This is a genomic window from Streptomyces roseochromogenus subsp. oscitans DS 12.976 (assembly GCF_000497445.1).
GTDB lineage: Bacteria > Actinomycetota > Actinomycetes > Streptomycetales > Streptomycetaceae > Streptomyces > Streptomyces oscitans.
Window position 1 is genome coordinate 3,445,515 of the sequence record NZ_CM002285.1, and the last position, 13,932, is coordinate 3,459,446.

The window sequence follows — 13,932 nt, forward strand, 5'->3', positions numbered from 1 at the left end:
ATCTCGCGCTCACGGGCGTGGGCGGGGCCCAGGCAGGGGCCGCGGAGGTCAAGGCCAGCACCATCGCTGCTGCGATGAGGCCCGCACGACGGCGGATCGGCAGGGTGACGGGCGGGGTTCCCGGGCGGATCACCGTCGTCCCGCCTGCGGGGCACGGGGCGCGGTGTCGTTTCCGGAGTTCGTATCGTCCGGGCCGTAAGGGGCGACGACGGCACGCTGGACCCCGGCCGCACGGTCGTGGTGCGCCGTTGAGGCTCCGATCCGAGGCACCTGTGCTCCCTCTGTGAACGGGGTCGAATGTGAACGGGGTCGAACCGTGTTGTACGGGGCTGGACATTACGGACAGTGACCTTGCATATGACAGTGCCCGGACCCGTCACACGGCACGTGCCGTCGGCCTCAGGACCACTCCAACAGCCCATGCGGCCGACCGGCCGTACCTGAGGGATCGTCCCTTCCACTCGGCAGGCCCGCCGCGAGGAGGGTGTGGGTGCGTCGAACGCGGGTGATATCCGCTTCCTTGTGGGCGCGGTATCCGTTGGAGCGGCGGTGCGGTATGAGGAGGCCGGTGGGTTCGTAGTGGCCGGACGGGGAGGTGGCGTGGGCCGTCGCCGAGGACGGGGTGGGGCGCGGGCTGTGCGGGATCGGGGAACTGACGCCCGCGCCGGGGCGGGGCGGACCGGCTGGGCCCCCATCGCCCCCGCTCACCTGCGCCGATGAGGCGCCGACGGCGTCCTGCGACCTGATCCGCCGGACAGACCCCAGCCGCGCGGCCCACCCCCCAACCGCGTCAGCCAGCCCAGCCCCCACCGTGTCAGATCGTCGCCGTGTCGATCACGAAGCGGTAGCGGACGTCGCTGTTCACGACGCGCTCGTACGCCTCGTTGATCTGGTCGGCGCGGATCAGTTCGATCTCGGCGCCCAGGTTGTGCTCGGCGCAGAAGTCGAGCATCTCCTGGGTCTCCGGGATGCCGCCGATGCCGGAGCTGCTCAGGCTGCGGCGGTGGCCGGACACCGAGGAGAGCAGGATGTGGACCGGCTCCTCCGGGATGCCGACGTTGACCATCGCGCCGTCCGTGCGCAGCAGGGAGAGGTACGCGTCGAAGTCCAGCGGCGCCGACACGGTGTTGAGGATGATGTCAAAGGTGCCCTTGAGGTCCTCGAAGGTCTTCGGGTCGCTCGTCGCGTGGTAGTGCGTGGCGCCCAGCTTCAGGCCGTCGTCCTTCTTGCGGAGGGACTGGGACAGGACGGTGACCTCGGCGCCGAGCGCCGCCGCGATCTTCACACCCATGTGGCCGAGGCCGCCGAGGCCGACGACCGCGACCTTCTTGCCCGGACCGGCGTTCCAGTGCTTCAGGGGCGAATACGTGGTGATGCCGGCGCAGAGCAGCGGTGCGGCCACGTCCAGGGGCAGGCCGTCGGGGATGCGGACGACGTAGTTCTCGTCCACGACGATCTTCTGCGAGTAGCCGCCGTGGGTGGGCTGCCCGTCCTTGCCGACGGCGTTGTACGTCCAGATCGGGCCGCCGCCGGTGCAGTACTGCTGCAGACCGGCCCTGCAGTTGTCACACTCACGGCAGGAGTCGACCATGCAACCGACGCCCACCCGGTCCCCGACGGCGTACTTCGTGACACCCGTGCCGACCTCGGCGACGACGCCCGCGATCTCATGACCGGGCACCATCGGGAAGATCGCCGTCCCCCAGCCCTCCCGGGCCTGGTGGATGTCGGAGTGGCAGATACCGGCGAACTCGATGTCGATGAGGACGTCGAACTCGCCGACCGCGCGCCGCTCGATGGTGGTCCGCTCCAGCGGAGCCTTCGCGGCAGGCGCGGCGTAAGCAGCAACAGTGGTGGTCATGCCGGGTTCTCCTAGCGATGTTCAGCGTGCCCGGTTGCCTTTCCACCGGGTACGCGACCAGCCTCTCCCACGCTACGGCGACCACCCAGACCACGCTTCTGCGTACGTCCGCCGTGCCTACCACTGGCGGGGTCAGGTTCCTGTGCGTACGACCGTGAATACTGGATGTATGGAAAACCAGCCCGTGCCCTCGTCCCCGCCCCTGGACCGGCGGGCCGAACTGAGCGAGTTCCTGCGCACCCGGCGGGCCCGGCTGAAGCCGGAGGACGTGGGCCTGCCCGACTTCGGCCGGCACCGGCGGGTGCCGGGGCTGCGCCGCGAGGAGCTGGCGCAGCTGGCCGGGGTGTCGGTGGCGTACTACACCCGGCTCGAACAGGGCAACGGACGGAACGTCTCGGCGGAGGTCCTGGACTCGATCGCCCGGGCGCTCAGGCTGTCGGACGCCGAGCACGCGCATCTGACGCATCTGGCCAAGCCGAAGTCGCACAAGAAGAAGCCGGCGGCACGGCAGCAGCAGGTCCGCGTCGCGCTGCGGCAGCTGCTGGACACGATGGAGGGCGTACCGGCGTACGTCGTCGGGCGCCGCTCGGAGATCCTCGCCTGGAACCGGATGGCGGCGGCGCTCTTCGGCGACTGGGCGGAGCTGCCGCCGGGCGAGCGCAACTGGGCCCGGCTGGTGTTCCTGCACCCGGACTACCGCGATCTGTTCGTCGACTGGGAGCAGAAGGCGATCGACATCGTCTGCGCCCTGCGCATGGACGCGGGCTGCTATCCGGACGACCAGCGGCTGTCGGCGCTGGTGGGCGAACTCTCGGTGAAGAGCGAGGAGTTCCGCCGGCTGTGGGCGACGCACGACGTCAAGGAGAAGAACCACGGCGTCAAGCGGCTGCACCACCCCCTGGTGGGCGACCTCTCCCTGAACTTCGAGTCCTTCCGTCTGACGGACGGCTCGGACCAGTCCCTGCTCACGTACCACGCCGAACCGGGCTCCCCGTCCGCCGACTCCCTCCGCCTCCTGGCCAGCTGGGGCACGGACGCGGCCCACACCACCGTGCCCTCGGCCTAGGCGACGCGCAGAGGGGCACCCGGAGATCGTCTCCGGGTGCCCCTCGCCTCGTCAGAGGGTGCTACGCGCTCACTTGCCGAAGTACGCGTCGTAGATCGTGATCTCCGACGTGTTGCCCTGCTTGTCGGTGATCTGGGAGCGGAGGGTGAGGGACTGGCCCTTCGCCGGGTTCTTCACTGTGATCCTGCCGCCGCGGACGTCGGCCTTCTGGAAGGTCTTGCCGTCGTAGGACACGTACACGGTGAGCGACTTGAGGTTGCCGCCCGCCGCCGAGCCCTCGACGGTGACCGGGAAGGTGACCGTCCGGCCGGCCGGGACCCGGCTGTCCAGGCCGGTCGTGATGCCGTAGCGCAGCACGGAGGCCGGGAGCTGGACGGGGGCGCCGGACACCTGCTGGGAGTGGAAGGTCCAGGTCGCGTCGATCCGGGAGGAGGCCTGGGCGACCTTCGCCGCGCGCTGGACCGAGGTGGTCAGCTTGTACGCGGCCGCGCCGGCCGGGACCTTGAACGTCGCCTCGCCGAACAGCGGGTCGTCGTTGGCGCCGGCCTCGGCACCGTCGCGGTACAGGGTCGTGTGCACCGAGCTGAAGTCCGAGTACCCGGCGTGCTGCGCGGAGTCGGCGAACAGCGGCAGTGAGCCGTAGATCTCGTTGCCGGTGCGGAAGAGACCGAGGTCCTTGCCGACGTGCGGGCCGAAGACGGCGGTGCCGACCGTCTTCGTGTAGGTGTGGCCGGCTCTGAAGGAGGACTCGCCGAGCGAGTACCCCGCGTCGGGAACCGGGAATCCGTCCTGGTCAAAGCCGCCGTACTGGGTGAAGTCCAGGTCCCACAGGACCCCGCCGCCGGCGGACAGGTGCAGGGTGCGGGTGCCGGGCAGCTTCTGCGCCACGTCGATGGAGGAGGCGCCCATGCTGCCGGGCAGCCAGCCCGCGGCGCTGATCGAGCCGGTCTTGCCGCTCGCGGAGGCACCGAGCCGGGCCTTGACGGTGGCCAGCTCACTCGCCTTGTAGTGCTGGGTGTAGCCGGTGGCGAGCTTCCTGACGGGGCCGCCGGAGGTGACGTCGTACTGCTCGCTCGTGCCCTTGGTCCAGTGGCCGTCCCACTGCTGGAACAGCTGGCCGGCGGGCAGTTGCGGGCCGAGGTGGGCGCTGCGGAAGCCCTGGTACGAGTCCAGGATCCAGTTGTAGCCGTACTGGTTGCCGCCGATCGTGACGGCGTACCCCGGCGCGGCGAACCGCGACGTCACGCCCGGGGCGGGGACGGTGACATCCACCGGCTTGGCCTTGCGCGCGTCGATGGTGACGGTCTGCCTCTTGGCGACGGTCAGCTTCGGCTGGGCGATCCAGTCGGCGCCCTTGGTGCCGTTCCGGTCCACGAAGACCGAGGAGTTGAGGATGTACGTGCCCCTGGGCACGCGCACCTTCACCGAGCCGGACGGGTCGTACGGGCCCAGCTCCGTGCCGTTCGCGAGCCCGGACACACCGGTGAGGTCGGCGTTGTAGTACTTGGCCGGCTTGCCGTCACGGCCGATGAACTTCAGTGTGAGGTCGTACGACTCCACCTCGCGCCGCACCGCGGCGGCCGTGCGGACACTCTGGCCGGCGCCGGTCGCGGTGACGTACGCGGAGTAGGCGCCGTCGAGGGTGCCGCCCAGCTTGGTGTCGGCGGTGAGGGCGACGGAGGCCTTGCCGTGGGCCGGGACCGTCAGTTTGCTCGCGCCGAGCGTGAAGAAGCCCGCTGGGGCCGCGTGGCCCTTGGGGTCGAGGGCGCTGCTGCTCAGGGTGAGCGTGACGTCCTTGTCGCCGAGGTTGCGGTATGTGACCTTCTTGGTGACCGGCTTGTCGTCGGTGTGCGGCCACGCCTGCGTCCCGAAGTTGACCGACACCGGGTCGGCGATCACGGACTCCTTGATGGCCTTGTCCACCGCGATACGACCCGAACCCTGCTGGTACGGCGTGTAGTTGCCGCCCTTCGCAGAGCCGGTCAGCGCGCCCTTCAGCTCGGCGTAGCCCCAGTCGGGGTGCTCCTGCTTCAGGATCGCGGCGGCGCCCGCGACATGCGGGGTGGCCATCGAGGTGCCGGAGATGGTCAGGTAACCCTCGGGCTTCTCGCCGACCTCCTGGTCGATGACGCTGCCCTTGGCGGCGGCCGCGGTGATGTCCACGCCGGGCGCGGTGACGTCCGGCTTGACGGCGCCGTCACCGAGGCGCGGGCCGGTGGAGGAGAAGTCGGCGAGCTTGTCCTGCTTGTCGACGGCGCCGACGGTGAGCGCGGCGTCCGCGCTGCCCGGCGAACCGATCGACTGCGGGCCGTCGTTGCCCGCGGCGATCGCGAACAGGATGCCCTTGGTGGCGGAGAGCTTGTCGACCTCGGCTTCGAGGGGGTCGATGCCGGGGGTGTCGGTGCCGCCGAGGCTCAGGTTGACGACGCTCGCGCCCTGCGCGGCGGCCCACTCCATGCCGGCGAGGATGCCGGAGTCGTCACCGGATCCGGTGTCGTCCAGGACCTTGCCGTTGAGGATCTTGGCGTCGGGGGCGACCCCCTTGTACTTGCCGCCCGATGTGGCGCCGGTGCCCGCCACGATGGAGGCGACGTGGGTGCCGTGCCCGTAGTGGTCGGTGGCGTCGGCGGCGGAGGTGAAGTTCCTGGACGCGATCACCTGGTCCTTGAGGTCGAGGTGACGGGTGTCCACACCGGTGTCCAGGACGGCGACCTTCACGCCCTTGCCGGTGTAGCCGGCCTGCCACGCGACGGGGGCGCCGATCTGGGGCACGGACTTGTCCAGGGATGCCTTGCGGACGCCGTCGAGCCAGACGTGCGCAATGCCGGAGGCGGTCCGGTCGCCGTGGGTGACGGCGTGCCACAGCCGGGCGGTGTCCTGGACCGGCGTCTGCACGGCGTCGGCGTCGAGCGCGGTCAGGCTGCGGCGCAGCTTGCCCGCGCCCCGGACGTCCGCCTTGGCGGCCGCGGCGGAGCCGGTGTAGCCGACGATGACCTTCAGGCCGTTCTTCTGGGCCCTGCGGGTGGCGGACTTGTTCAGCTCGGTGACGTCGAACAGGCGCTGGTCCAGCGTGCCGGAGGCCACCAGGCGGGCCGCGTCGACCGGGATGACGAGCGTGTGGCCGGCGGTCCTGCGGACCTGGAAGGGTATGTGCTCACGGCCCTTGGCCCGCTCCAGGCCGACGATCCGGCCCCTGGCGTCGAGGGCGACCCGGTCACCGGTGATCAGGGTGACATGGGTCTTCGCGGCGAGCGGGGAGGCGGTGGCGGAGGCGGTGGTCGGGGCGCCCTCCGCGGGCTTCGCCGACGCCGGGCTGGTCATACCCGCTGCGAGGGCGACGGCTGCGGCCATGGCCACGGCGGCCGCAGCGGCTGTTTGCACTTGTCTGCGCAAGTTCTCCCCCTGGAGATGGAGTACCGGGCGAATTCCCCGTTCGACCCGGCCGGAGGCGGTCCTGTGCGTCCGTGTGCACGTCGCCCCCCGGGATCACGCAGTATGCCGGGGGCCGACGGACGGCTCAATAGACAAAAGGAGGGTAAGAAAGAGCGAAGGAAAACTGTTACCCGGTGGCCGGGACACCGTTACAGAACCGCCAAGTACCTGGTGTGCGAACGGGGTTGGATGCTGTCAGGCGCCGGCGTTCTCCCTCACCATGATCTTGCCTTTGCGGATGGTGGCCAGCCGCGGGGCCTTCTTCGCGATCGCGGAGTCGTGGGTGACCATGATGAAGGTCAGCCCGTGCTCCTTCCACAGCCGTTCGAGTACGTCCATGATCTCGTCGCGCATGCCCTCGTCGAGGTTGCCGGTCGGCTCGTCGGCGAGCAGCACCTTGGGTTTCTTGACGACGGCCCGGGCGATCGCGACGCGCTGCTGCTGTCCTCCGGACATCTCGCCGGGGAGATGGGCCAGGCGTTCTCCGAGGCCGACGGACTCCAGCGCCTCGGCCGCCAGTTCCCGGCGCTCTTTGGCCTTGATGCCGAGCGGTACGAGGGCCGTCTCCACGTTCTCCTGGGCGGTGAGGGTGGGGATGAGGTTGAAGGACTGGAAGACGAAGCCGATGTTCTCGCTGCGGACGTTCGTCAGCCGGGCTTCACTGAGCTTGGCCAGGTCGATGCCGTCCAGGACGACCTCGCCCGAGGTGGGGCGGTCGAGACCGCCGAGCATCTGGAGGAGGGTGGACTTTCCGCCGCCGGTGGGGCCCTGGATGACGAGTCTGTCTCCGTCGCCATGGTGATGTCGATGCCGTTGAGGGCGGCGGTTCGCGCCTCAGGTAGTTGACTGCTCCCCTGCCTGAAGGGAGGGGATTCCTGGCTCAGGCCGCCTCCCGGAGCAGCGCTCCAGGAGGTCTTACGCCCTCGGCACCAGCCGGATTCAGACCAGCCCGGACGAGCATCACACGGGCGGAGTTCTTATCCCTGGGGGACACGGCTCCTCACGCGGTGCAGGTATAGGTACGTTCTGAAAGAGGAAGTGCGTGCTTGGTTCTCGCTCCGCACGATGCGCAGTCCATGGTGGTGTGCGCGGGATGCACCAGGTGCACGTCCCGCCCGTGCTTGCGGCCCATCTCGATCAAGGCCTTCTTCGTCGCGCCGATCGCAGCGTCCGCCGCCTTGCGTGCCAGGGAAGTCCTGGCCAGGAACTTCGGCTTGAAGTCCTCCACCGCGATCGCGTCATAGTCGCGCACGACCTTCTTTGCCCACTTGCGGGCCGAGTCCTGCCGCTGCCGGGCTATCTTCTGGTAGGTCTTCGCCCTCCACCTCTTCGCCTCCCGGTAACCCTTCGACGATGCCTGCCCCTTCTTCGGCTTGCGGCGGGCCATCATCCGGTCGTACCGGGACAGCTTGACCTTGGCCTTCTTGCCGTGCTCGGGGTGAGGCAGGTCGTGTATGTCGCTGGTGGTGGTCGCGATCTCCTTCACGCCCCAGTCCACACCCAGTACCCGGCCGGTCTCCGGCAGCGGTTCGACCCGGGAGGGGACGACGAAGGAGGCGTACCAGTCGCCCACGCCGTCCCGAAACACCCGTACCGAGGTAGGGTCGGCGGGCAGTTCCCGCGACCACACCACCCTCAGTACGATCCCGCCCGCAAGATTCAAGCGCCCGTCCTTGAGCCGGAATCCTCGCCGCGTGTAGTTCAGGCTCGGATCGGCCTCGTGCTTCTTCTTGTAACCTGGCATCCCCGCACGCTGCCTCAGCGGCAGCCGGTCCCTGATGTCCTTCAGGGCCTTCGTACGGGATTTTCCGAAGTCACGGATCAGCTGCTGCTGCGGCACACTGGCGCCCTCGGCCAGCCAAGGCGTGATGGCACGGGCCTCGGTCAGCATCCGGTCCAGCCTCGCCGCACCGCACTCCTCCCTCTCCGCATGGGCCTTCTTGGACCGAGCCACGCACTCATTCCACACCCACCGGCACCGACCCCACTCCGCCAGCAGCCCCACACGGGCGGTGGCCGACACACGCAGCCGGTACGTGTACCGGGCATGCCCAGCCCGGTCAGCTTCCTTTACCTCCACCACACCGTCACCCCCGCCCTCACGACCGGCCCAGCATCCGCCCGGTTCAACCGGGCTCCGCAACCAGACCATACGTACGTCACCCGAACACCCGCACCCGATTCCGCCCATGCCACCCCAACCGGCGAACGACTGCACACACGTTCGCATTTGCCCGGCCCTGCCAGGCAGGGTGTCCGGCAGCTCTATGCCGGATGCCACTGCGTGCCCTGAGATGCCCCGGCTCCGCCGGGCCATCCGTGACGGAACCCTAAGGCCGGCATAAGAGACGGATGAGAAGACCGTGGCCGGTCCCGGAAACACCGGTGCCGCCCCGAGGGGCGGCACAGGAGGAGCTGTGAACCGGCTGTGGGACGGACCGTCAGACGGCCGAACCGGCCTTCCACTGGGCCCAGTCCATGTTCCAGCCGTTGAGGCCGTTGTCCGGCGCGACCGTCTTGTCGCCGGTGTTCTGGACGACCACCACGTCGCCGATCAGGGAGTGGCCGTAGAACCAGGCGGCCGGGGTGTTCGGGTCGCCCGCGCCCTTGGTGTCCTGCAGGCCGACACAGCCGTGGCTGGTGTTGACGCTGCCGAACACGGAGGGCGCGCCCCAGTAGTTGCCGTGGATGAAGGTGCCGGAGCTGGTCAGGCGCATCGCGTGCGGCACGTCCTTGATGTCGTACTCGCCCTTGCCGTCGGAGTCCTTGAAGCCCACCGTCGCGCCGTTCATCCGGGTCTGGGTGAACTTCTCGGAGATCACCATCTGCCCCTCGTACGTGGTGTGCTCGGGGGAGCCGGCGGAGATCGGGATGGTCTTGACGACCTTGCCGTCCTGCGTGACCTTCATCTGCTTGGTCTTCGCGTCGACGTACGAGACCTGGTTGCGGCCGATGTGGAAGGTGACCGTCTTCTGCTGGACGCCGTGGACACCGGGCGCGCCCTCGACGCCGTCGAGGGCCAGCTTCAGCGTGACGGTGGAGCCTGCCTTCCAGTACTGCTCCGGGCGGCAGTCCATGCGGTTGGCGTTGAACCAGTGGCAGGCGACCTCCTGGCCGCTGGTGGTGCTGACCGTGATGCCCTTCTGCACGGCCGCCTTGTTGGTGATCGCCTTGTCGAAGTTGATCGAGACCGGCATGCCGACACCGACCGTGGAGCCGTCGTCCGGGGTGAAGCTGCCGATGAAGCTGTTGGCGGGGGAGACCGTGGTGAAGGAGGCGTTCTCGTGGGCTATGCGGCCCTGGGAGTCCTTGGCCTCCGCGGAGACCTTGTAGGTGGTGGAGCGGTCCAGCTGGGCGCTGGGCTTCCAGCTCGTCTTGTCGGCGGAGAGCTGACCGGCGACGGCTGTGCCGCCCTCGGTGGTCATGGTGACGCCGGTGAGGGTGCCTTGGGTGACGGTGACGGTGCCGGAGTTGTTGATCGACGCGTTGTCGGAGCCGTCCTTCGGCGTGATCGTGATCTGCGCCTGGGAGGACTTCTTGGCCGCCGCCGCGTCGGCCTGGGCCTGCGAGGAGTCGCCACTGCCGCTGCCGGAGGACTTGTTGCCGCCTCCGGAACAGGCCGTGAGCACCAGCACACCGCCGAGCAGAGCGGACGCGGCCACCAGGCCCTTGCGCCGCTTACTGTCCGTCATCACACGCTTCTCCATCGTCGCCGATCGCCAAAACCCGAGGGACCCCCGTCAAGAACCTTCAACGCTACGGCCGTGCCGCGCCGTTCCCTGTCCGCTGGATCTGTGGGGCACACCACGTCCGCCGGGCGCGGGTGGTGCGGTGGTACGGGAATCGGTCCGTGCGTCCCCTGAGACGACGAAACCCCGGACGGCGGTTGCCGTCCGGGGTCAGGAAGAGTCCCCCCGGGACGCTCAGCCGACGCGGTCCTCGTCCTCGTCCTCGTCTTCGTCCTCCTCCTCATCATCCTCGTCCCGCTCCCAGTCCGGCGAATCCGGGTCATAGTCGATCCGCTCGCTCGACCAGGACGCCTGCTGCAGCTCCACTCCGGGTACCTCGCTGACCAGGTCGAACGGGTCCACGAGATAGGCGAGGGCCTCCGCGGTGTCTTCCGTCACAGCCCCCTCGGCCTGACTCCGCTCGGCCTGCGGCAGCTCCGGATCGGCGGCGAGCCGGCGCAGCGCGGCCTTGGCCACCTCGTCCTCGTCCTGCACCTCAAGGACCAGCTCCACACGAAGCCGTACAAAACGTGATGTGTCTTCAGCGTTCATGGCGCGAGCGTACGACCGAAACCTCCCGTGACTTTCCTGTGACCCGCGACTTTCACTAACATCGCTCCACACGGCCAATTCGCCAGCGTCACAAGGGGATCGATATTCCGTGTCATCCGCTCGCCGCCCGCTGCTGACCGCCACCGCCGCGGGCACCCTGCTCTGCGCGCTGTGGTTCGTCCCGTCCGCGAACGCCTCGCAGGACTCCACGACGAGAGCGGACGCGTCCGATTCCTCGACGACACAGATCACGCAGGTCACACAGCAGGCCAGGGCGGTGTCCCAGGCGACCGCGGAGACCGCGCGGGAGGCCGCGGACGACACCCAACTCGCCGACACCGGAAGCATCGACACCACGCCGTACGTCGTCGGCGGCACCCTCTTCCTCGGCCTGGGTGCCGGTTTCGTGGTCTACTCCGTGCGCCGCGAACGCATGGGCTTCTGACACAGCAACGGATGTGACACAGGAACAGGGGCCCCGCACCTGGCGGGGCCCCTGTTTCCGTGCGGGCGTCACTGCAGCGGGCCGGTGACCGTCTCCACCGCGGCGACGAGGTGGCCGCCGCGCACGAACGCGTCGGCGGCGGCCAGATCGGGCGCCAGGAACCGGTCCGGGCCCGGGCCCCGCACACCGGCGGCGCGCGCGGCCTCGATGACGGCCTGGGAGGCGGGCGCCGGGGTGAGGCCCTCGCGCAGCTCTATGGCGCGGGTGGCGGCGTACAGCTCGATGGCGATGATCCGGGTGAGGTTGCCGACGGCGGTGCGCAGCTTGCGCGCGGCCGACCAGCCCATGGACACATGGTCCTCCTGCATGGCAGAGGACGGAATGGAGTCCGCGGAAGCCGGTACGGCCAGCCGCTTCATCTCACTGACCAGCGCGGCCTGCGTGTACTGGGCGATCATCAGGCCGGAGTCGACACCCGCGTCATCGGCGAGGAACGGCGGAAGGCCGTGGCTGCGGTTCTTGTCCAGCAGCCGGTCCGTACGGCGCTCGGCGATGGAGCCGAGGTCGGCGGCGGCGATGGCGAGGAAGTCCAGGACGTACGCGACGGGCGCGCCATGGAAGTTGCCGTTGGACTCCACGCGGCCGTCGGGCAGCACCACGGGGTTGTCGACCGCGGAGGCGAGCTCCCTCTCGGCGACCAGCCGGGCGTACGCGACGGTGTCGCGTCCGGCACCGGCGACCTGCGGGGCACAGCGCACCGAGTAGGCGTCCTGGACACGCGGGGCGTCGTCCTGGTGGTGCCCGGTCAGGCCGGAACCCTTCAGCACGGCCAGCATGTTGGCGGCGGAGGCGCCCTGGCCCGGATGCGGCCGGATGGCGTGCAGTTCGGGCGCGAGCACCTTGGCGGTACCGAGCAGCGCCTCCAGGCTGAGGGCCGCGGTGACGTCGGCGGACTTGTAGAGGGTGTCGAGGTCGGCGAGCGCCATGATCAGCATGCCGAGCATGCCGTCGGTGCCGTTGAGCAGGGCGAGGCCCTCCTTCTCACGCAGCTCGACGGGCTTGATCCCGTGCGCGGCGAGCAGCTCGCCGGCGGGCCGTACGACCCCGTCGGACCCTTCCGCGTCACCCTCGCCCATGAGCGTGAGGGCGCAGTGGGAGAGCGGGGCCAGGTCGCCGGAGCAGCCGAGGGAGCCGTACTCGTGCACGACCGGGGTGATCCCGGCGTTCAGCACGTCCGCCATGGTCTGCGCGACCTCGGGCCGCACGCCCGTGTGCCCCGAGCAGACGGTCTTCAGCCGCAGGAACATCAGCGCCCGTACGACTTCCCGCTCCACCCGCGGCCCCATCCCGGCGGCGTGCGAGCGGACGATGTTGCGCTGCAGCTGGGCGCGCAGCTCCTGGCTGATGTGCCGGGTCGCCAGGGCTCCGAAGCCGGTGGAGACGCCGTAGACCGGCTCCGGCTTGGCCGCCAGGGCGTCCACGATCTCCCGGGCCGCCGCGAGGGCCGCCACCGCCTCCGCCGACAGCTCGATGCGGGCACCGCCGCGCGCCACGGCGAGAACGTCGGACGCCGTGACACCGGACGTCCCCACCACCACAGTGTGCATATCCATATTCAGGAGCGTACGCATTGAATGCAGAGATGTCACTAGTGGGGAACGGGGGCGCCCCTTACCGATCCATGTGGGCTTCGCCTCATCCGCGTGAGGCCTCATGGCCGGCGCCCACGGAACCGGCGCCGTTCGGCGGGCGCCAGGTGCGGCGGCTCGTCCGCCAGCCGTACGACCGGATCCTCCGGCCCCTCCCGGCCCGCGACGACCGGCCGGCCGGCGCGCAGGGCCTTGGCCCGGTACTGGGCGGCGTCGGCGAGCCGGAACAGCCGCCGCGCGTCGCGCACCTCCCCGATCGGGTCCTCGGTCGAGGCGACCCCGCACGCCACCCCCTCCCCCAGCTCCAACTCCCCGGCTCTCCGGCACAGTTCATCCGCGGCCTTGACCACGTCATCGGCAGCCGGCCCGACGGCCAGCAGACAGAACTCGTCCCCGCCGAGCCGCGCGACCAGCGCGCCCGGCACCATCGCCCCGCAGAGCGACAGCACGGAGCCGAAGCGCTCCAGCAGCCGGTCGCCGACGGCGTGCCCGAGGGTGTCGTTGACCCGCTTCAGCCCATTGAGATCACATACGACAAGACTGACGACCGCACCGTCCGCGCGATGCCGTTCGACGGCCTCCTCCAGGCGTACGTCCACGGCGCGGCGGTTGGCGAGTCCGGTGAGGGCGTCGGTGTACGCGAGCCGGCGGGCCTCCTCCAGCCGCTCGCTCTGCGCGAGCCCGGCGGCGACGACGGCGGCCAGCACGGTGGCGAAGTCGGCGTCGGACCGGTCGAACACCGGGGCCTTGACGGCGCGGGCGACGTACAACTCGCCCCAGGCCCTGCCATGCAGCACGACCGGAGCGACGACACAGCAGCCGCGGCCCCGCCGGCGCAGGGCGGCGACCCGCCGGTGGAAGTAGCCGGGAGTGCCGGCGGCGGTCCCCTCGGCGGTCTCCACCCAGGCGTTGGCCCCACCCCCGCCGGCCCACCGCTCGTGCAGGAACTCGGTGATCTCCGGGAACTGGTGCACCGGGTAGGCCTCGGCCTCAGGGAACACCTCTTCGTCCGGGCGCCGGTCCCCCACGTTGACGAGGACACGCAGCCGGCCCAGCTCCCGCTCCCACACCGACAGTGCGGCGAAGCTGCCGTCCAGCGCCCGGCAGGCGCCGAGCGCGGCGGCGTGCCAGGCCCCTGCCGGGGTGTGCGCCGCCGCCATGCCTTGCGCCAGCGCCACGACCGCGGCCAGCCGCTTGCA

Annotated in this window: 8 protein-coding genes and 2 pseudogenes; 2 read left to right on the top strand and 8 right to left on the bottom strand. The window is 70.0% G+C overall.

All coding sequences use genetic code 11. The annotated features are described in order from the left end of the window. Window positions 1-814: 814 nt before the first annotated feature. Window positions 815-1,861, bottom strand: a complete 1,047-nt coding sequence (locus M878_RS64595) for an NAD(P)-dependent alcohol dehydrogenase (RefSeq protein ID WP_023547140.1) — start codon at window positions 1,859-1,861, stop codon at window positions 815-817. A 169-nt stretch (window positions 1,862-2,030) separates the two neighbouring features. Here M878_RS64595 and M878_RS64600 point away from each other — a divergent pair, with 169 nt between their 5' ends. Next, a complete protein-coding gene (locus tag M878_RS64600; RefSeq protein WP_023547141.1) occupies window positions 2,031-2,927 on the top strand; it encodes a helix-turn-helix domain-containing protein in 897 nt (298 codons plus the stop codon). A gap of 69 nt (window positions 2,928-2,996) precedes the next feature. On the opposite strand, the gene M878_RS64605 is transcribed toward M878_RS64600, so the two are convergent. The 5 genes and pseudogenes from M878_RS64605 to M878_RS64625 all read right to left on the bottom strand — a co-directional run bounded on the left by M878_RS64605 (window position 2,997) and on the right by M878_RS64625 (window position 10,639). Continuing rightward, window positions 2,997-6,248 carry a S8 family peptidase gene (locus M878_RS64605; protein WP_051430235.1) on the bottom strand — a complete coding sequence of 1,084 codons (3,252 nt, stop codon included), beginning with the start codon at window positions 6,246-6,248 and terminating at the stop codon, window positions 2,997-2,999. Between the two features lie 306 nt (window positions 6,249-6,554). Then, window positions 6,555-7,180: pseudogene (locus tag M878_RS64610) on the bottom strand (ABC transporter ATP-binding protein); the annotation flags it as partial. A 59-nt stretch (window positions 7,181-7,239) separates the two neighbouring features. After that, window positions 7,240-8,439 (bottom strand): annotated as a pseudogene (locus M878_RS64615) (RNA-guided endonuclease InsQ/TnpB family protein). 361 nt (window positions 8,440-8,800) lie between these two features. Beyond that, entirely contained in the window at window positions 8,801-10,051 is a 1,251-nt protein-coding gene (locus tag M878_RS64620) for a L,D-transpeptidase (protein ID WP_031224972.1), read from the bottom strand. Between the two features lie 231 nt (window positions 10,052-10,282). Next, window positions 10,283-10,639, bottom strand: a complete 357-nt coding sequence (locus M878_RS64625; RefSeq protein WP_031224973.1) for a hypothetical protein — start codon at window positions 10,637-10,639, stop codon at window positions 10,283-10,285. A gap of 109 nt (window positions 10,640-10,748) precedes the next feature. On the opposite strand from M878_RS64625, the gene M878_RS64630 reads away from it, so the two are divergent. Continuing rightward, window positions 10,749-11,084 carry an LPXTG cell wall anchor domain-containing protein gene (locus M878_RS64630; RefSeq protein WP_023547147.1) on the top strand — a complete coding sequence of 112 codons (336 nt, stop codon included), beginning with the start codon at window positions 10,749-10,751 and terminating at the stop codon, window positions 11,082-11,084. Between the two features lie 68 nt (window positions 11,085-11,152). Here the strand turns inward: M878_RS64630 and hutH are convergent, their stop codons facing one another. Together hutH and M878_RS64640 are read right to left on the bottom strand one after the other, a co-directional pair. Beyond that, window positions 11,153-12,691 (bottom strand): histidine ammonia-lyase, encoded by a 1,539-nt coding sequence (hutH, locus tag M878_RS64635; protein ID WP_023547148.1) that lies wholly within the window; start codon window positions 12,689-12,691, stop codon window positions 11,153-11,155. A gap of 104 nt (window positions 12,692-12,795) precedes the next feature. Continuing rightward, window positions 12,796-13,932 (bottom strand): GGDEF domain-containing protein (locus tag M878_RS64640; RefSeq protein ID WP_023547149.1); only part of this gene is annotated, 1,137 nt, incomplete at its 5' end.

Excerpts from the sequence above, each read along its gene's own strand:
- M878_RS64620 (WP_031224972.1), bottom strand. The coding sequence starts at position 10,051 with ATGACGGACAGTAAGCGGCGCAAGGGCCTGGTGGCCGCGTCCGCTCTG.
- M878_RS64605 (WP_051430235.1), bottom strand. The coding sequence starts at position 6,248 with ATGACCAGCCCGGCGTCGGCGAAGCCCGCGGAGGGCGCCCCGACCACC.
- M878_RS64595 (WP_023547140.1), bottom strand. The coding sequence starts at position 1,861 with ATGACCACCACTGTTGCTGCTTACGCCGCGCCTGCCGCGAAGGCTCCG.
- M878_RS64625 (WP_031224973.1), bottom strand. The coding sequence starts at position 10,639 with ATGAACGCTGAAGACACATCACGTTTTGTACGGCTTCGTGTGGAGCTG.
- hutH (WP_023547148.1), bottom strand. The coding sequence starts at position 12,691 with ATGCACACTGTGGTGGTGGGGACGTCCGGTGTCACGGCGTCCGACGTT.
- M878_RS64600 (WP_023547141.1), top strand. The coding sequence starts at position 2,031 with ATGGAAAACCAGCCCGTGCCCTCGTCCCCGCCCCTGGACCGGCGGGCC.